The 18,269-nt window shown below is 65.3% G+C and carries 17 protein-coding genes; 6 read left to right on the top strand and 11 right to left on the bottom strand.

Features of this window, described 5'->3' with window-relative positions; all coding sequences use genetic code 11:
* Positions 1–44 precede the first annotated feature (44 nt).
* Positions 45–1,049: a quinone oxidoreductase family protein gene (locus QM712_RS06315; RefSeq protein WP_415022207.1), complete on the top strand. Its 1,005-nt coding sequence runs from the start codon at positions 45–47 to the stop codon at positions 1,047–1,049.
* A gap of 113 nt (positions 1,050–1,162) precedes the next feature.
* A complete protein-coding gene (locus QM712_RS06310; protein ID WP_415022206.1) occupies positions 1,163–2,218 on the top strand; it encodes a YeeE/YedE family protein in 1,056 nt (351 codons plus the stop codon).
* Here the strand turns inward: QM712_RS06310 and QM712_RS06305 are convergent.
* Positions 2,197–3,114 (bottom strand): DMT family transporter, encoded by a 918-nt coding sequence (locus tag QM712_RS06305; RefSeq protein ID WP_415022205.1) that lies wholly within the window; start codon positions 3,112–3,114, stop codon positions 2,197–2,199. The genes QM712_RS06310 and QM712_RS06305 overlap by 22 nt on opposite strands.
* An 83-nt stretch (positions 3,115–3,197) precedes the next feature.
* Between QM712_RS06305 and QM712_RS06300 the strand changes: the two genes are divergently transcribed.
* A complete protein-coding gene (locus tag QM712_RS06300; protein ID WP_415022204.1) occupies positions 3,198–4,646 on the top strand; it encodes a PLP-dependent aminotransferase family protein in 1,449 nt (482 codons plus the stop codon).
* Between the two features lie 10 nt (positions 4,647–4,656).
* Here the strand turns inward: QM712_RS06300 and QM712_RS06295 are convergent, their stop codons facing one another.
* From QM712_RS06295 to QM712_RS06275, 5 genes are read right to left on the bottom strand one after another with little or no spacing between them, the layout of a single operon-like run.
* Complete coding sequence (locus QM712_RS06295) at positions 4,657–5,880, bottom strand: alpha/beta fold hydrolase (RefSeq protein WP_415022203.1); 1,224 nt, start codon at positions 5,878–5,880, stop codon at positions 4,657–4,659.
* A 25-nt stretch (positions 5,881–5,905) separates the two neighbouring features.
* Entirely contained in the window at positions 5,906–6,571 is a 666-nt protein-coding gene (locus QM712_RS06290) for a sulfite oxidase-like oxidoreductase (RefSeq protein WP_415022202.1), read from the bottom strand.
* A gap of 3 nt (positions 6,572–6,574) precedes the next feature.
* Complete coding sequence (locus QM712_RS06285; RefSeq protein ID WP_415022201.1) at positions 6,575–7,897, bottom strand: MFS transporter; 1,323 nt, start codon at positions 7,895–7,897, stop codon at positions 6,575–6,577.
* A 33-nt stretch (positions 7,898–7,930) separates the two neighbouring features.
* Positions 7,931–9,154: a cytochrome P450 gene (locus QM712_RS06280; RefSeq protein WP_415022200.1), complete on the bottom strand. Its 1,224-nt coding sequence runs from the start codon at positions 9,152–9,154 to the stop codon at positions 7,931–7,933.
* Between the two features lie 60 nt (positions 9,155–9,214).
* Positions 9,215–9,424 carry a ferredoxin gene (locus tag QM712_RS06275; RefSeq protein ID WP_415022199.1) on the bottom strand — a complete coding sequence of 70 codons (210 nt, stop codon included), beginning with the start codon at positions 9,422–9,424 and terminating at the stop codon, positions 9,215–9,217.
* A gap of 150 nt (positions 9,425–9,574) precedes the next feature.
* Here QM712_RS06275 and QM712_RS06270 point away from each other — a divergent pair, with 150 nt between their 5' ends.
* Positions 9,575–10,222: a TetR/AcrR family transcriptional regulator gene (locus QM712_RS06270; protein WP_415022198.1), complete on the top strand. Its 648-nt coding sequence runs from the start codon at positions 9,575–9,577 to the stop codon at positions 10,220–10,222.
* Between the two features lie 49 nt (positions 10,223–10,271).
* Here the strand turns inward: QM712_RS06270 and QM712_RS06265 are convergent, their stop codons facing one another.
* The 4 genes from QM712_RS06265 to QM712_RS06250 all read right to left on the bottom strand — a co-directional run bounded on the left by QM712_RS06265 (position 10,272) and on the right by QM712_RS06250 (position 14,262).
* A complete protein-coding gene (locus tag QM712_RS06265; RefSeq protein WP_415022197.1) occupies positions 10,272–10,922 on the bottom strand; it encodes an aspartate/glutamate racemase family protein in 651 nt (216 codons plus the stop codon).
* A 94-nt stretch (positions 10,923–11,016) separates the two neighbouring features.
* Positions 11,017–12,027 carry an amino acid ABC transporter substrate-binding protein gene (locus QM712_RS06260; RefSeq protein ID WP_415022196.1) on the bottom strand — a complete coding sequence of 337 codons (1,011 nt, stop codon included), beginning with the start codon at positions 12,025–12,027 and terminating at the stop codon, positions 11,017–11,019.
* 15 nt (positions 12,028–12,042) lie between these two features.
* Positions 12,043–13,386 (bottom strand): aspartate aminotransferase family protein, encoded by a 1,344-nt coding sequence (locus tag QM712_RS06255; protein ID WP_415022195.1) that lies wholly within the window; start codon positions 13,384–13,386, stop codon positions 12,043–12,045.
* Between the two features lie 3 nt (positions 13,387–13,389).
* Positions 13,390–14,262, bottom strand: a complete 873-nt coding sequence (locus tag QM712_RS06250) for a MurR/RpiR family transcriptional regulator (RefSeq protein ID WP_415022194.1) — start codon at positions 14,260–14,262, stop codon at positions 13,390–13,392.
* An 87-nt stretch (positions 14,263–14,349) separates the two neighbouring features.
* On the opposite strand from QM712_RS06250, the gene QM712_RS06245 reads away from it, so the two are divergent.
* Positions 14,350–15,537 carry an amino acid ABC transporter permease gene (locus QM712_RS06245; protein WP_415022193.1) on the top strand — a complete coding sequence of 396 codons (1,188 nt, stop codon included), beginning with the start codon at positions 14,350–14,352 and terminating at the stop codon, positions 15,535–15,537.
* A gap of 2 nt (positions 15,538–15,539) precedes the next feature.
* Positions 15,540–16,646 carry an amino acid ABC transporter permease gene (locus QM712_RS06240; protein WP_415022192.1) on the top strand — a complete coding sequence of 369 codons (1,107 nt, stop codon included), beginning with the start codon at positions 15,540–15,542 and terminating at the stop codon, positions 16,644–16,646.
* Positions 16,647–16,764: 118 nt separating this feature from the next.
* Here QM712_RS06240 and QM712_RS06235 read toward each other — a convergent pair whose 3' ends face one another.
* Positions 16,765–18,186, bottom strand: a complete 1,422-nt coding sequence (locus QM712_RS06235; protein ID WP_415022191.1) for an amidase — start codon at positions 18,184–18,186, stop codon at positions 16,765–16,767.
* Positions 18,187–18,269: the final 83 nt, after the last annotated feature.

The raw sequence follows: 18,269 nt of genomic DNA, 5'->3' as shown, positions 1-18,269 counted from the left end.
GGCGCCAGAGGCGACAAGGCCCGCGAGCAATTGCGGGTCTTTCCATGTCGTCAGCCGATACCAAAGCCGTCGAGGCGCGCTGCGTCCGCCTCAATGCCAAGGCCGAGAATGCTGCCGCGGTCGCGCCGGTGGTCGAACGCCATATGCTCACACGCGGCCCGAACGATCTGCTGATCGAGGTCAAGGCCGCTGCCGTCAATCCGTCCGACGTCAAGGCGGCGACCGGGTTGATGCCCTACGCGGTGTTTCCCCGCACGCCCGGGCGTGACTACGCCGGCGTGATCATCGGGGGGCCTGCCGGCATGATCGGCCGCGACGTGTTCGGCTCGTCCGGCGATCTCGGCATCCGCCGTGACGGCACCCATGCGAGCCATCTCGTCGTCGAGGCCGATGCAGTGGTGGAGAAGCCGAAGGCGTTGTCGTGGGAGGAGGCGGCCGGCATCGGCGTGCCCTTCGTCACCGCGATGGAGGGATTCCGCCGCGCCGGGCTGCCGAAGAGCGGCGAGACCGTGCTGGTGATGGGCGTCAACGGCAAGGTCGGTCAGGCCGCGGTACAGATCGCCACCTGGCAAGGAGCGCGCGTCATCGGCGTGGTCCGCAAGGCAGAGGCGTATGAAGGCCATAGCAACGCACCGGTCGAGGTGATCGACGCCTCCGCAACAGATGTTGCCGCGCGCGTACGTGAGTTGACCGGCGGCAAGGGCGCCGACATCGTCTTCAATACGGTCGGTGATCCCTATTTCCAGGCCGCACACAAGGCGCTCGCCCTGCGCGGGCGCCAGATCCTGATCGCGGCGATCGACCGGATCGTGCAGTTTAACATCCTGGAATTCTACCGCGGTCAGCACACTTATGTCGGCATCGACACGCTCGGCCTGTCATCGGTTGCGACAGGCGCGGTGCTGCGCGACCTAGGTCCCGGCTTCGCAAACGGCCGTCTGAAGCCGTTTCCGATCAGGGCGAACGCGATCTATCCACTCGATCGCGCCAGGGAGGCGTATGTCGCGGTGGCCGGATCGTCGCGCGACAGGGTGATCCTGCGGCCGTGAAACGCGTCATTGCGAGCGCAGCAAGGACATCCAAAGTCCTTCCGCAGAAGCCGACTGGATTTCGTCGCTTCGCTCGCAAGGACGACTGATAGCTAGAGGTTCGAGAACGACTTATGGAAGCCGCCCAACTCGTCATCCTCGCCGGCCTCGTCATCGGCCTGATCTACGGTGCGGTCGGCTTGCTCAGCGGCTTTTGCCTGATGAGCAGCATGCGCGGCTTTCTTGCCGAGGGCGATGGTCGGCTGGTGCGGAGCTACGCGCTTGCGATCGCCGTTGCGATCGCCGCCAGCCAGCTTCTCGCCGGCAGCGGCACGGTCGATCTCGGCAAGTCGATCTACCTGCAGCAGACCTTCTCCGCGCCCGTCCTGTTCCTGGGAGGCCTTTTGTTCGGCTACGGCATGGTGCTGTCGAACGGCTGCGGCTCGCGGGCGCTGGTGCTGCTCGGCCGTGGCAATCTCCGCTCCTTCGTGGTCGTGATCGTGCTGGCCATCGCCGCACAGATGACGCTCAAGGGTTTGATCGCCCCGGCGCGCATTGCACTGGTCCAGGCCTCGCAGACCACCGTCAACGCCAATTCGCTGCCGTCGGTGCTGGCTTCGCTGGGTCTTGCTGATCCCGTCGCGCGCGAACTGGCTGCGGCTGCGGTGGTCGTCGCGCTCATCCTGTTCGCATTCGCGCATCCGGCGTTCCGCCGATCGCCCGGCCAGATCGCGGCCGGAGTCGTCGTCGGTGCCCTCGTTGCGGCCGGCTGGTTCGCCACCGGTTATCTCGGGGCCGACGACTTCAATCCCGTCCCGGTCACGTCGCTCACCTTCATCGCGCCAATCGCCGATGCGCTGCAATACGCGATGCTCTCGACGGGGTTGACGCTCAATTTCGGCATCGCGACAGTGGCGGGCGTCTTCTTCGGCAGTCTGCTCACCGCGCTCGCCACGGGCCGCTTCCATCTCGAAGGTTATTCCTCTCCGCGTCATATGCTGCGCTCGACCAGCGGAGCTGCGCTGATGGGCATCGGCGGCGTGATGGCATTCGGCTGTTCGATCGGGCAGGGGCTGACCGGCCTGTCGACGCTCGCGCTGGGATCGTTCGTGGCGGTTGCCGGAATTCTCCTTGGCACAGCGGCCGGTCTGAAGGGCGCGCTGCGTGTTCAGCCTTTCGCGGTGGCCTGACCGCGCAGCGGCCAGTCCGCCAGCGTCGCAAGGCCGATGCCGGCGACGATCAGCGCTGCAGCAACCGCGAGGCTGATGTCGATCGGTTCGCCCAGCAGGATCGCCGCGCTCGCGATGCCGACGATCGGCGTCGCCGTGGTGCCGAGCGAGGTCGTGAGCGCCGAGATGCTCTTGTTGACCATCGACATCGCCCAATAGGCCAGGGCCGTTCCGATCAGGCCCGAATACAGGAACAGGAGCACGAGCCGCGGGGACCATTCGACGTGCGGCGGACCATCCACGATCGCGGCTGCTGTCGAGAGCACGATGGTCGCGACGAGCACCTGCCAGATCAGGAGCTGGAGCGGGGATGCGATCCAGTGATGCGAACGGATATAGATGATGTTCGCAGCCCAGCAGATCGCGGCCAGGATGACCATCCCCGCGCCGAACAGCACGCTCGTGCTGGTCCAGTCGATCGATGCCGGATTCAGGATCACGGCAAGGCCGATGAGCCCCAGCAGTGCCCCGGCGAGTTTCGGCGCGGTCAAGCTCTCCTTTCCGATCATGGGCGCCGCGAGCGCGACCCAGAGCGGGGTGGTGTAGCCGAGCACGATGCCTTTGCTGGCGGGCAGGAAGCGCAACCCCGCTGCGACCAGCGTCGAGAAGAATGTCATGTGCAGCAGCGCGACGCTGAGGACCACCGGAATGTCGCGCCGCTCGGGGATCACCAGATTGTTGCTCAGTCCGAGGATCACGAGAAGGCCGAGAAGCGCGATCCAGCTTCGGATCGCGGCGGTCCATAGCGGCGGGACGGACTGCACGAGTTGCTTAGTCACCGACCAGTTCACGCCCCAGGCCAGCACGACGATCAGGAACAGGCCGACGGCCGCGCGGTGGGATAGAGGAGCGTTCATCTCAGTGGTCCTTGAAACGGTGCATCCCGATGGATAGCATCATCAATGGACCTCAAAAAAGCGCCAGATTGGAAAGAAATAAGGTGCCAGTTTCCGAAGCGACGATCTCCGGCCTGATCGAGCTGAAGCGGTCAGACGACGACGGCCTGGTGGCTCAGTTGACGAGCCAGCTCCGAAGCCTGATCGCCGGCGGACGCATCGGCAAGGGCCGCGCACTGCCGTCGAGCCGCGGGCTCGCGGGCGACCTCGGCGTGTCACGCAACACCGTGACCTATGCGTTCGAGCAACTTGCTGCCGAGGGCTATCTGCAGATGTCACGCGGCCGGCGTCCGGTGGTGACGGCCGACGGTGACAGGGTGCAGGAGGGAGCGGGCGCGGTGGCCTCGCGTGCTCGGTCCGGCAAGCCCCGGCTCTCTCCCTGGGCTTCCACGTTGCGGCAAGCGGATTGGCCGATGTCCTATCAGGCTCCGCTCCGGCCATTGCGGCCGGGGCAGGGTGATTTCCGGGAGTTTCCGAACGAGGTTTGGGCGCGCTGCCTGCGCCGCAGCGCGATCCGCGCGCCGAAGCGCGAACTCGGAGCGATCAACCGGCCGCGCCTGCGCGAGGCGTTGGCGCACTATCTGGCGACCAGCAGGGGTGTCAGCGCGACAGCCGACCAGATCATGATCCTGCCGAGCGCGCAGGCTGCGCTGACCCTGATCGCGGCGACCCTCGTTGCGCCCGGCAACGATGTCTGGGTCGAGGATCCCGGCTATCCCGGCGCGGCGGCCGCCTTCCGCGCTTCGGGCGCGCGCGTGACCGGAATGAAGCTCGACGAGCAGGGCGTGCAGTGGATGCAGGGACGCGCAGCGCCGACGCTGATCTTCATGACGCCGTCGCATCAGCACCCGACAGGGCGGCTGATGTCGCTGGCGCGCCGCACCGCCTTTCTCGCCGCGAGCCGGCCCGGCAAGACATGGATCGTCGAGGACGATTACGACGGCGAATTCCACTATGACAGCCGGCCCGTGCCGGCTTTGCAGGGGCTCGATGCCCATGGCCGCGTGTTCTATGTCGGCACCTTCTCGAAGGCGATGACATCGGACATCCGGCTCGGTTATCTCGTCGCACCGCCGGCCCTCGCAGGAACCCTGGAGATTGCCCAGCGGCACATGGGATTGCTGGCGGCGAGCCATATCCAGGAGGCGCTGGCGGAGTTCATCATCGAAGGACATTTTCTCGCGCATGTCCGGCGGATGCGCCGGCTTTATCACGCCCGGCGCGACCACCTCGTCGAAGGATTGCAGCGTCACCTCGGCGACGTGCTCTCGGTCGAGGTGCCCTCGGGCGGCATCCAGCTCGTTGCCCGTCTCAGGCGCGGCACGGCCGATCGGGCGGCAGTCGAGCGCCTTGTCGAGGCAGGCGTCGAAACGCGTGCCTTGTCCAGCCTGTCGCTCGGCCGGCCGCGCGATCACGGCTTGTTGCTTGGTTTTGCGGCGTGGCGTGAGAGCGAGATCAGCGCCGCCGTCCGCACGATGGCCTCGTGCTTCTAGGACCGTCGCGTCAGTCGACGGCCCTCGTCATGATCCTGATCTCCGACGTCAGCGTGCGGTGAACCGGGCATTTGTCCGCGATCTCCATCAGCTTCTTGCGCTGCTCGGCGTCGAGGGCGCCGTCCATTGCGATGTCGCGCTCGATCTGGTCGAGCATGCCCTCACGCGTCTCGCACTCCTCGCAATCCTTGGCGTAGATCTTGGAGTGCTTCAGCGTGACCGTGACGCGGTCGAGCGGCAGCGATTTGCGGTCGGCATAGAGACGCATGGTCATGGACGTGCACGCGCCCAGGCCGGCAAGCAGGAAATCGTAAGGGCCCGGGCCGGCATCCTCGCCGCCCGCCGCGACCGGTTCGTCCGCGACAAGGCGATGCGGCCCGACCGAGATGGTCTGGTTGAACTTGCTCTTGCGGGTTTCCTGCACCACGACCTGGCGAGGTGCTTCGGCAGCGTCCGTCACCTTCGCGAGGCTTGCGGTGTCGATGTAGCGGCTCGCCCATGCGGCGATGACGTCGGCCGCATAGAGCGCGTCGGCGGCCCTTGTCAGCAGATGATCGGCATGGTCGAGCGAGACGAAGCTCTTCGGATGCTTCGCAGCGATGAAGATCCTGGTCGCGTTGTCGATCCCGACGGTGTCGTCGACCGGCGACTGCATCACCAGCAGCGCCTTGTGCAGGCCGGTGACGTCCTTCATCAGCTCATGTTCGACGACGTCGTCGAGGAATTCGCGCTTGATCCGGAACGGACGGCCCGCGAGCGACACCTCGACCTCGCCGCGTGCGCGGATGTCGTCGATTTGCTCCCTGAACAGCCCGGTGACGTGGGCGGGGTCCGATGGCGCCGCGATGGTCGCGACAGCCTTGGCCTCGGGTATTTTCCCCGCCGCGGCGAGGATCGCGGCGCCGCCAAGGCTATGGCCGATCAGGATCGATGGCGCCTTGTGGGTCGCGCGCAGATGATCCGCTGCGCGCACGAGATCGGCGACATTCGAGGAAAAGGTCGAGTTGGCGAAATCGCCCTGGCTGGAGCCCAGTCCCGTGAAGTCGAAGCGCAGCACCGCAATGCCTCTGGTTGCCAGCGCGACCGAGATGCGTTTGGCCGCCAGCGTATCCTTGCCGCAGGTAAAGCAATGCGCGAACAACGCGAAGGCCACCGGCTCGCCGTCCGGCAGTTCCAGCGCGGCCGCAAGCTGGTGACCGCCTTCGCCCGTGAATTGAAAGCGTTCCGTCGGCATGGCCTTCCCCCGTCCTGCTTGTGTCCTAATCGCCCGAATAGCGCTGTTCGGCCCATGGATCGCCGCGGCTATGATAACCTCGGACCTCCCAGAAGCCTGGCGCGTCCTCCGTCAGGAACTCGATGGCCTGAACCCATTTCGCGCTCTTCCAGAAATAGAGGTGCGGCACGACGAGCCGTACCGGGCCGCCATGCTCGTCCGACAGCGGCCGGCCCGACCAGCTATGGGCGAGCAGCGCGTCCTCGGCGGCGAAATCGTCGAGCGCAAGGTTGGTGGTGTAGCCGTCATAGGCGTGCAGCACCACGAAACGCGCGTCGTCGTGCGGCCGGCAGGCGGCGAGCAGTTCGCGCGTGGCAAGGCCATCCCACTCGTTGTCGTAGCGCGACCAGGTCGTCACGCAATGGATGTCGGAAGTCGACCGCGCCTGCTTCTGCTCGGCGAACTCCGCAAAGGTCCAGAAGACCGGGTTCTCGATCGCGCCATAGACATCGAGCCGCCAGCGCTCGCGCGAAACCGGCGGGACGACACCGAGATCGAGCACGGGCCAGTCCTTGGTGAGATGCTGGCCGGGCGGCAGCCGCTGGTCGTCCGGCCGGCTGATCCTGCCGGTGAGAAAGCGGCCTTCGCGCGCCCATTTCTCCTTGGTGCGCGTCAGCTTGCTGTCGGACGGCGGCTCGGTCTCTTCGGCCATGGCCTACTCGTGGCGATGCATCGCGGATTCGTGTTTGGTGTCGCGCATCGTAGCATAGATGATCAGCGACAGGCAGATCACGCCGGCGAGATAGTAGTAGAACCACTCTTCGCGCCCGATGCTCTTGAAGTAGAGCGCGATCGCCGGCGCGGTGCCGCCGAAGATCGATACCGTGATGGCATAGGGCAGGCCGACGCCGAGCGCGCGGACGTTGGTCGGAAACAGTTCCGCCTTCACGACCGCATTGATCGAGGTGTAGCCGGCCACGAACAGCCACGCGGCGCAGATCAGGATGAACGCCATGAACGGCGACTTGGTTTCCTTCAAGGCCATCAGAAGCGGCACGGTGGCGAGCGTGCCGATCACGCCGAAGAAGATCAGCAGCGGCTTGCGACCGATCTTGTCGGAGATCGCGCCATAGATCGGCTGCAGGATGGTCGCGAAGATCAGGGTGCCGAAGATCACGAAGGTTGTCTGGTCCTCGGTCAGGCCGACCGAGAGCTTGACGAAGGTCTGCATGTAGGTAGTGAACGTGTAGAACGCCGCGGTGCCGCCGGCGGTCAGGCCGACCACCAGTAGTAGCTCGCGCGGATATTGCAGCAGGTTGACGATCGAGCCGGTCGGCTTCACAGTCTTCCTGGCTTCCTCGAACGCCTCGGTCTCGTGCAGGCCGCGCCGCATCACGGCGGCGAAGATTGCCAGCATCGCGCCGATCGCGAACGGAATGCGCCAGCCCCAGGCCTTCAACTCCTCGGGCGTGAGGAAAACCTTCTGCAGGAGCAGCAGCACGATGATCGCGGTGAGCTGGCCGCCGATCAGGGTGACGTACTGAAAGCTTGAATAAAAGCCGCGATGCTTGGGATCGGCGACCTCGCTGAGATAGGTCGCGCTGGCGCCGTATTCGCCGCCGAGGCTGAGGCCCTCGATGACGCGTGCCAACGCCAGAATGACCGGTGCGGCGAAGCCGATGGTGGCGTAGGTCGGTGTCAGCGCGATGATCAGCGAGCCGAAGCACATAAAGACCACCGACAGCGTCAGCGAGATACGCCGGCCGAAATGGTCGGCGAGATAGCCGAACAGCCAGCCACCCAGGGGACGCATCAGGAAGGTCGCCGCGAACACGACGGCGGCGTTCAATTGCTGCACGACGGGATCGCTGCCGGGGAAGAAGGCCGGAGCAAAATAGAGGGCGAACGCCGTATAGGCGTAGAAGTCGTACCACTCGACGAGATTGCCGATCGAGCCGATGAAGATCGCCTTGATCCTCCGCTCGGCGTCGGCAACGTCAAAATGTTCGGGGGCCGGTTTGATCGCTTGCTCTGTCATTCCGGCCTCTCCGCATCGCTGATCTGGAAAGGTCTACATTGCCTTTCCAAGCAGAAATGGCAACTGGCGGGGGCCTCTCACGGTGCCTTGCGACCAGGTCACGGTGCCTGCGGGATCAAGCCGGAAGTCGGGAACCCGTTTCAGCCATTCCTCCAGCGCAACCTGCATCTCCATTCGTGCCAGGTTGGAACCGACACAGCGATGGATGCCGAGGCCGAAGGCGGCGTGGCGGTTCTCGCGCCGGTCGATCACGACCTTGTCGGCGTTCGGAAACATCTTGGGGTCGCGATTGGCGGCGGGGAAGGACAGCAGCACCATGTTGCCCGTCTTGACCGGGCACCCCGACACCGTGGTCTCCTTGACCACTTCCCGGGCCATCGTCACCGGCGAATAGGCGCGCAACAGTTCCTCCACGGCTGTCGGGATCAGCTCGGGCTCGGCGATCAGGCGTTCGCGGTCGGCCGGCGTTCGGGCAAGATGCCAGAGCGAAGAGCCGATCGCACTCCAGGTCGTATCGATGCCGGCGATCAGGAGTAGCCGCAGCGAACCCAGCACGTGGGAGTCCTCCAGCGGCCGTCCGTCCTTGTCCCTGGCGTTCATCAGATAGGAGATGAGATCGTCGGTCGGTTTGATCTTGCGCTGTTCGATGTGCGCGGTGAAATAGACGCTCATCTCCTGGACAGCTTGGAGCAGCTTGTTCTCGTCCTTGATCCCGAGTTCGAGGATCATGTGAATCCAGTTGATGAACAGGTCGCTGTCCGCCTCGGGAATGCCGAGCATGTGGGCGATCGCACGCACCGGAATGTGCTTGGTGTATCGCGCTGCCGCATCCACGCTCTTCTCGGCGATGAAGCCGTCGATCAGCTCGTTGCAGATGGCGCGAACCCGCGGTTCCAGCTTCTTCGTCGCGTCCGGCGTGAACGGTGGCAGCAGGAGCTGCTTGGCGGGCTTGTGCACGGGAGGATCGGACGTGATCGGCGGCGCGGCATTTCTGTTGGTGATCTCCGGCCGCACGTCGCGGACGATGATCCGGCGCGAGGAGAAGTGCTCGGTATCGTTGGCGATCTCGCGCACGGCCTCGTAGGTCGTCGGCAAGTAACAGCCGAGAAATCGGTCGGTGTGCACGACCGGGCTTGCGGCGCGCAGTTCCTCCCAGATCGGGAAGGGGTCGTCCGTCCACTGCGGATCGGTGTGGTCGAAATCGTTGATCCAGTCCGTCACGGGCGGATGGGCGACGGGTTGGCTGACGTCGGACATCTCGGGGAGCTCCTGAGGCTCGTGTTCACTGAGGGCACGCGCAAGCGAACGCGGACCGCGCTATTCCTCGATCACGTCGATTGCGATTTCCGGGCAATTGGATTTGGCAAGCCAGGCTTTGTCTTCGAGGCCAGGGGGAACGCTGCCGTCTCCAGCCTCGTGGGCGTTGCCGTATTCGTCGAGTTCGAATAGTTCCGGCGCCAGCGCCTTGCAGCGCGCGTGGCCCTGGCATTTGTCGGGGTCGACGTGAACCTTGAGTCGCTCTGCCATTGCGGCTTCCTCGGTCGTGCGCGCGCCCGAAGCGGTGCGCGTTCCTCGTGTCGTTTTTCTGCGGCGTCGGTCGTCCGCTTTAAGTTATAGTCTATTACATTCGCGGCGGGCTTCCCCTGTCAAGCGCAAACTTATAGGCTCGGCCCCGACATGCGCTCACAACTTGCCCGCAAGCCGCTCAACACCTACCACCATGGCGACCTTCGCGACGCCCTGATCAAGGCTGCCTTGCGCGAGGCCGAAAAGGGCGGAGCGGAGGCGATCAGCATCAAGGCGCTGGCGAAGCAGCTCGGCGTCTCGCAGCCTGCGCCCTATCGGCACTTCGCCGACCGCGAGGCGTTGCTTGCGGCGGTGACCGCGGAGGCGTTCCGGCAGTTCAACGCGATCCTGCGCGAGGCAATGGCAAAGCCGTCGAAACAGTCGAAGCTCTCGCGGCTGGCGCAGGCAACGCTCGATTTCGGCCTGCGGCGCAACGGTGTGTATCGCTTGATGTTCGCCTCCCGCACGGTGTCATGTGCCGCAAAAGGCAGCGAGCTGCATGCGGTTACCCACGAGACGTTCGGGCTCGTCACGGAGGCGCTGGAGGTGCCTGCCGTGGGTTATCTGCGCGAGCGGCACGCGCTCAAGATCTGGGCGGCGCTGCACGGTGTCGTGATGCTGGCCGAGCAGGGTCTGTTCACCGGCGAGGCCGCTCATGCCTCGCGCGAGGACCTGGTCGAGGACTTCGTCAACGAAACCAAGGTCGCGCTCGCCGCGGCGATCAAGGCCACAAAGCGCCGGGGAAAACCCGGCGCTTGAGGCGCATCGAAATCACACGTACGGGGTTTGGAGCAAAGCGCGGCCCATTTCAGGCTTTCGCGGCCAGCAGCTTCATCAATTTCTCGACGGCACTGTCCGGCGTGGTCACGACGGGGCGGCCGGTTGCTTCCGCAACCAGCGGCGCGGTTGCCGCAATACTGAACTGCGCCAGCGCGACGACGTCGCAATCGCGCAGGCTGCGCGAGGCGTCCGCGATCAGCCGGTCGTGCTCGGCTCGATCGCCGCGGTCGAGCGCAGCCAGCGCTCCCTCGGCAAGCTTCGGCACGACATGGACGGATGCCGGAAATTCAGGCGGCATCGACACCAGTGTCGGCGGGAAGGTCGAGAGCAGGCCGATCCGCGTGCCCATCATCACGGCACGTTCGATCATGGCCTCGTTCGGCTTCAATACCGGCATCGGCGCGTGAGCGCGCGCGACCGCTTCGATGCAGAGACCGAAGGCCGAGCAGGTGAACAGGATCGCGTCCGCTCCCGTCGCGACCGTATAATCGCCGAGGGCGAGAAAACGTTCGGTCATGGCATCCGTGAGCTCGCCGTCGCGGGCCAGATCGGCCGACAGGCTGTCGTCGAGCAGGTTCATCAGCCTCGCCTGCGGCCATGCGGTCGCGAACGCTGCCTCGATCGGTGCGATGGAGTGCTTGAGCGCGTGGATCAAGGCGATACGAGGGAGCGTGGTCATCGAAAGTGACTAACTGGGAGGCCCGCGGCCGATGTCTCTGTTGGGCGGAGTGCCGTAGCGTTGCACGCCGCGGCACTCCGGGACACGAAGGCGCCTACTTGAACGGCACCGCGTACATCAGGCCGCCTTTGCTCCAGAGGCCATTGAGACCGCGCTCGAGCTTGAGGGGGCTCGCCTTGCCGACGTTGCGCTCGTAGATCTCGCCATAATTGCCGGTCGCCTTGATCGCGGTGACCAGCCATTTGTTGTCGAGCCCGAGCCGTGAGCCGAGATCGCCGGATGCGCCGAGCAGCCGCTGGATGGCGGGCGTCTGCGACTTCGTCATCTCGTCGACATTGGCCTGGGTCACGCCGAGCTCCTCGGCCTCGATCAGGCCGTAATGCAGCCAGGTGATGATGTCGCTCCAGACGTCATCGCCATTGCGGGTGAACGGCCCGAGCGGCTCCTTGCTGATGGTCTGCGGCAGCACGACGTAGTCGGCCGGATTCGGCGCCGCGGTCGTCACCGCGCCGGCGAGCGCGGAAGCGTCCTGGGTCATGGCATCGCAGCGGCCGCCGAAGAAGGTCTGGTACATGGTGTCCACACGGTCGAACACCAGCGGCTTCCAGTCGATGCCGTTGGCGCGGCCGTAGTCGCCGAGCGTGACCTCGTGCGTGGTGCCCTGCGCGACGCAGACGGTCGCGCCCTTCAGGTCCTTGAGTTCCTTCACGCCGAGGTCCTTCTTCACGACAAAGCCCTGGCCGTCGTAGAAGTTGATCGGGCCTTGACGGAGGCCGAGCGTCACGCCGCGCAAATAGGTTTGCGTCGAGTTGCGGTAGAGAACGTCGATCTCGCCGGATTGCAGGGCGGTGAAACGATTCTGCGCTGTCAGCGCGACATAGCGTACCTTGCTCGGGTCGCCCAGCACGCCGGCGGCGAGCGCGCGGCAATAGTCGACGTCGAGGCCCTTGTAGGTGCCTTGCGAGTCCGGTGCGGAGAAGCCGGCGAAGCCGGCGCTGACGCCGCACACGAGCGTACCGCGGCTCTTGATCGTGTCGAGAGTCGCCGCCGACGCGATCACCGTAGATGCCGCAAGCAGGCCTGCCGCAAAAACCACTTTCCTCATCTCGTTAGTCTCCCCTCAGTGATTGACACTACGCAACACGTTGTCGACGGTTGTGCCGAGCCGGTCGACGATCAGGTCGATTTCCTCCGTTGAAGCGATGTAGGGCGGTGCCAGCAGCACATGGTCGCCGCGAACGCCGTCCACGGTGCCGCCGCCGGGATAGCAGCCGAGTCCGTTGGCGAAGGCGTCCGCCTTGATCCGCTGGTTCAGCTTGAGCGCCGGATCGAACGAGGTGCGGCTGGCGCGATCTGCGACGAGTTCGATCGCCCAGAACAGTCCGCGTCCCCTGATGTCGCCGACATGGCGGTGATTGCCGAAGCGCTCGGTCAGGCGCTGCTCGAACTGCTTGCCGCGTTCCTTGACCCGGTCGAGCAGGCCGTCCTCCCGGATCACCTGCTGCACCGCCAGCGAGGCCGCGCAGGCGAGAGGATGCGCCAGATAAGTATGGCCGTGCTGGAACGCCCCCGAGCCGGCGCGGATCGTGTCGATGATCTTGCCGCTCGCGAGCATCGCGCCGATCGGCTGGTAGCCGCCGCCGAGCCCCTTTGCGATCGCTTGAATGTCGGGCGCGATCCCTTCCTGCTCCCAGGCATGCGTTGTTCCGGTGCGACCCATGCCGCACATGACCTCGTCGAGGATGAGCAGCGCACCGTGCTTGTTGCAGATCTCGCGGACCGCCTTGAAATAGCCGTCCGGCGCGGTCACGGCACCAGCCGTCGCGCCGACGACCGGCTCGGCGAGGAACGCCGCGACCGTGTTCGGACCAAGGCGCTGGAATTCGGCCTCGAGTTCGGCCGCAAGCCGCGCGACGAACTGCGCATCCGACTCGCCATCACGCTTCTCATGGTAGGCAAAGGCAGGCGTCACATGGCTGAATGCCGCGGAGAGCAGCGGCGCGTAGGGCGCACGGCGCCAGGCGTTGCCTCCGGCAGCGAGCGCGCCGAGCGTGTTGCCGTGATAGCTCTGCCGCCGCGCGATGAAATGCTGCCGCTGGGGCTCGCCGCGCTCGATGAAGTACTGCCGTGTCAGCTTGATCGAGGCCTCGATCGCCTCCGACCCGCCGCTGACGAAATAGGCATAGGCAAGTCCACCGGGCTCGTGGCCGACCAGGGTTTCGGCAAGGGCTTCCGCAGGCTCCGACGAGAAGAAGGAGGTGTGGGCATAGGCCAGGGTGGAGGCCTGCTTCGCCATCGCCGCGATCACGCGCGGATGCTGGTGGCCGAGGCAGGAGACCGCCGCACCGCCGGAAGCGTCGATCACGCGCCGCCCGCCTTCGGCGATGAGATAGACGCCTTCACCGCCGATCGCCTTGGGCGGCGTGTCTCGCAACGAACGGTGCAACACGCGGCTGGTGCTCATGGGTCAACCTTTCTCTGAAACGTAAGTGGAGGCCGCGGCGAGCCGCGCCTCGATGTTCTCAAGACGCTTCTTGGCTGCGGCGCCGCCGAGCGAGAACGTCACCGCGGCCAGCGACTGCGCGATTGCAACTGCGCCCGTAAGGCTCGGGAAAAATCCAGGGGAGGCTGCGGCCTCGAACCGCAGGACGTGGTCGGCGCCTTCGGCCATCGGCGCCGCGAGGCTGTCCGCAATCGCGATCAGCGTGACGCCAGCGCGATAGGCGGCCTGCGCGACACGGACGCTCGCATGCGTATAGGGCAGGAAGCCGATGATGATGACGGCTTCGCCCGGCCGAAAGGCGGCCAGATCGAGGTCGTCGGGGCCGGACGTGCCGATCAGTTGCACCTGTTCGGGACGAAACAGCCGCAGCTCGTAGTTCAGGAGCTCGGCGACGCTGCGACAGCTGCGATAACCGGCGATCCAGATCCGCTTTGCGTCATGCAGCGCGCGGGCGGCTTCGGCAATCGGTTGGGCAGGGATGCGCGGCAGGCCCGCGGCTTCCGCCTCGAGCTTCTCGGTGACGAGAGCGACATCCGAACTCGGACCGTGGCGGCGGCTCTTGGCGCGGACGGAGAAGGGAGAGATCTGCGACGGACGCCGCGCCTCCGTCAGCGCCGCTCGCAGCTCCTCCCAGCCCGAATAGCCGATCGCCTTGGCAAGCCGCGTGAACGCGGCCGGATCGGCGCCGGCCTCCGCGGCAAGATCGCGCATTGAACGGGTGGTGGCGTCGTAGTCATTTGCCGCGACGAAACGTCCGACCTCCCGAAGACGCATCGGGAGCGATGGCAATGCGCTGCACAGTTCGCTCAGCGGCGAGGATTTCGCGGGCTCGGCCATGAAACATTTGTTGCACGAATAAAATATTGGTGCAACACTTGACGTGCGCCGCCGGAAGCCACTGCCTTCAAGAAGGATTTTTGTGCTGTGACGACCGATAGCCCTAGGCCGCCGCCACGCCGTGGCTGGTCGATCGCACTTGGAAGCCGCGAACTGAAGGGCTTGTTCTGGCAGGTCCTCGTGGTCGGTATCGCAGTCGCGGTCATCGCCTTTCTCTGGTCCAACACCGTCACCAACCTGTCGGCCCGCCGTATCACGACCGGTTTCGCATTCCTCGGGCGCGAAGCGGGGATGCCCATCGACGACAGCCTGCTCGCCTACAATCCAAAAAACACGTATCTCTGGGCCTTCGTCGTCGGTGTCGCAAACACCCTGCGCGTTGCGGTGATCGGCATTGTGCTCGCGACCATTCTGGGTACGCTGATCGGGATTTCGCGGCTGTCGGCCAATTGGCTGCTCGCGCGGTTCGCTGCGGTCTATGTCGAGTTGCTGCGCGACATCCCGCTGCTGCTGCAATTGCTGTTCTGGTACGTGCTGATGCAGGCGCTGCCGGCCGCGCGGCAGGCCTGGAGGCCGATCGAAGGCGTGTTCCTGTCCAATCGCGGCCTGATCCTGCCGTCGATCTCGATCGGCACGCCGCAGCTCTGGGTGCTCGGCACGGCGGCGCTGGGCCTTGCGGTGTTCTACGTCATCCGGCGATGGCTAACGGCGCAGCAGATGCGGGACGGAAAGCCTCGGCCGGGCTGGCCGTTTGCGCTCGGCCTCGTCGTCGTGCTGCCGGCGCTGGTGTCGTTGCTGCTCGGCGTGTCCTGGACCGTCGCCTGGCCGGAGCTGCGTGGTTTCAACTTCGTTGGTGGGTTGACGTTGGCGCCGGAATATTTTGCGCTGTTGATCGCGCTCGTCACCTATACATCGGCCTTCATCGCCGAGATCGTGCGCAGCGGCATCCAATCCGTTCCGCGCGGCCAATGGGATGCCGCCAATGCGCTGGGCCTTCGCCGCAGCTTCATGCTGCGGCAGATCATCCTGCCGCAAGCCCTGCGCGTCATCGTGCCGCCGATGACGAGCCAGTATCTCAACCTGACCAAGAACTCCTCGCTCGCGGTCGCGATCGGCTACCAGGACGTGGTGTCGATCGCCAACACTACGCTGAACCAGACCGGGCAGGCGATCGAGGCGATCGCGCTGATCATGGCGGTATTCCTGACCATCAGCCTTGGCATCAGCTTCTTCATGAACTGGTACAATGCGCGCATCGCGCTGGTGGAGCGCTGATCATGACGGCGATCACCGACTTCCCCGAAGAACCGCGCGCCGGCCGCCGACCGCAAATGGGCAACCCGGTCGTGCGCTGGTTGCGCACGAACCTGTTCTCGTCGATCCCGAACGGCATCATCACGGTGGTGCTGTTCGCGGTGCTCGCGAAAGGCATCGTCAGCTTCGTACAATGGGGCATCGCGAACGCGGTATGGCTGACGCCGCCGAACGATTCCAGCGCCTGCCGGGCCGCGCGCGGCCTCGGTGCCTGCTGGGCGGTCATTCCTGAAAAATATCGCTTCATCCTGTTCGGCACCTATCCGTTCGACCAGCAATGGCGACCGGCGCTGTCGGTGGTGCTGTTCATCGCGCTGTTCTATCTCTCCACCCGCCGTGCCTGGTGGCGCCGTGCACTGGTCTATCTCTGGATCGGTGCACTCGCGCTGATCAGCGGCCTGATGTGGGGCGGTGTGTTCGGATTGAGCTTCGTCTCGCAGGATCGCTGGGGCGGATTGCCGGTCACGCTGATCCTGGCGACTTTCGGCCTGGCCTTCGGCTTTCCGCTCGGCGTCCTCGTCGCTCTGGGCCGACGATCGAAGCTGCCGGCGATCCGTTCGCTGTGCGTACTCTATGTCGAACTGATCCGCGGCGTGCCGCTGGTGAGCCTGCTGTTCATGGCGAGCGTGATGTTTCCGCTGTTCATGCCGGGCGGTTTCAACATCGACAAGCTGCTGCGCGCCCAGATCGCGATCATCCTGTTCGCCGGCGCCTATCTGGCCGAGGTGATCCGCGGCGGTCTTCAGGCCGTGCCGCGTGGGCAATATGAAGCCGCCGATGCGCTCGGTCTGTCCTATTGGCGCAAGAACCGGCTGATCGTTCTGCCGCAGGCGATCCGCCACGTGATCCCGCCGTTGGTCAACACGTTCATCGCCTTCTTCAAGGACACCAGCCTCGTCCTGATCATCGGCATCTTCGATTTGCTGACCACGGCCAAGACCGCCATCATCGATCCCGGCTGGCAGCAATATTCGGTCGAAGTCTACATTTTCGTCGCCGCGATCTACTTCGTGTTCTGCTTCGCGATGTCGCGCTACAGCCGTAGCCTGGAGGCGGCGAGCGCGAGGTGACGTTCCCCGTCGCGGACGTGCACTGGAGCGCGCCCGCGCTGCCGTGCAGGCCCGGAACCAGATATCGGCAACGCGCCGCGGCAGGAGCGCCGGGCTGCGTCCGCGGCAAGAAGTGAAATTACGTCTTCACGCGTGGATCGATCGGCGTGGTCCCGCGCAGGCCCAGAATGTCCTCCAGCACTTTCGCGCCGGCCAGAACCTGCGCATCGGCCCGCGGTGCAGCGATGATCTGCAGGCCGACCGGCAGGTCGGATGCCGTGAAGCCGCACGGCAGCGACAGCGCCGGGCAGGAGGCGAGCGTGACCGCGTAGACGATGCCGAGCCATTCGACGTAATTGTCGAACCGCTTGCCGTCGCATTCGGCGACATAGCGATTCTCCACCGGGAAGGGCGGGACGATCGTTGCCGGGGCGAGCAGCAGATCGTAACTCTCGAAGAATTCGATCGCGCGTGCAGTCATCCCGACCCGCTGCGCCTCGGCACGCTCGAGCCGCTCGACCGTCAGCTTGAGGCCTTCCTCGATGTTCCAGACCACCTCGGGCTTGAGCAGGTCTCGCTTGGTCCGAAGAAGCTGCGCCTTGCTGATCGCGAAGTCGAAGGCGCGCAACACGTGGAAGCACTCATGCGCCTCGCGCCAGTCCGGATGTGCCTCCTCGACGACGGCGCCGGCCTCGGCAAAGCGCTCGGCGGCCTTGCGCGTGATGGCCTTGACCTCGGGGTCGACCGGCGTGATGCCGAGATCCGGCGAATAGGCGATGCGCTTCGGCTTCCTGCCCGCGCGCGCCGCGGAGAGAAACGAGGTGGTGGGCGCCGGTAGCGACTGCGTATCGGCGGGATAATCACCGCTCATGGCGTCGAGCAGGAGCGCGAGGTCCTCGACATTGCGCGCCATCGGCCCCTGGACGGTGAGGTTGCGGTTGATGGAGCATTTCGGTGTCCGCGCGACGCGGCCGATGCTCGGGCGCATTCCGACGACCCCGCAGAAACTTGCGGGGTTGCGCAGGCTGCCCCCCATGTCGGAGCCCTGCGCGAGCCACGCCGTACCGGTCGCGAGCGCGACAGCGGCGCCCCCGGAGGAGCCGGCAGCCGACTTCGAAACATCCCAGGGATTGAGAGTTGCGCCGAACACTTCGTTGAAGGTGTTGGCGCCGGCGCCGAATTCCGGCGTGTTGGACTTTGCATAGATGACGGCGCCGTTGGCCTCGAGGTTCTCGACCATGATGTCGGATTTGGCCGGGACGCTGTCCTTGAAGATCGGCGATCCCTGGGTGTTGAGGACACCCGCAACGTCGGCCAGGTCCTTGATGGGAACCGGAAGGCCCGCGAGCAGTCCGCGTGCGCCGGCCGGCTTGCGCATCAGCGCTTTCGCGTTGTCACGCGCGCGGTCGAAGCACAGCGTCGGCAGCGCGTTGACCTTGCCGTCGACTTCGGCGATGCGCTTCTCCAGCACGTCCAGCAGTTCGAGCGGCGAGACGTCGCAAGATCGGAGCTTGTCGACGACGGCGCACGCCGTTTCGCGGATCAGGTCTTGAGACAACATTTCACTCCTATGCTCATTTTTGGTTCGTCATTGCGAGCGCAACGAAACAATCCAGACCGCCACCCCGGCTCCGTTCCTGGATT

The sequence above is a fragment of the Bradyrhizobium sp. genome, assembly GCF_047605465.1.
Classification (GTDB): Bacteria; Pseudomonadota; Alphaproteobacteria; order Rhizobiales; family Xanthobacteraceae; genus Bradyrhizobium.
The sequence above is the reverse complement of the archived record's forward strand: the minus strand, read 5'-3'. Positions and strand labels throughout refer to the sequence as shown.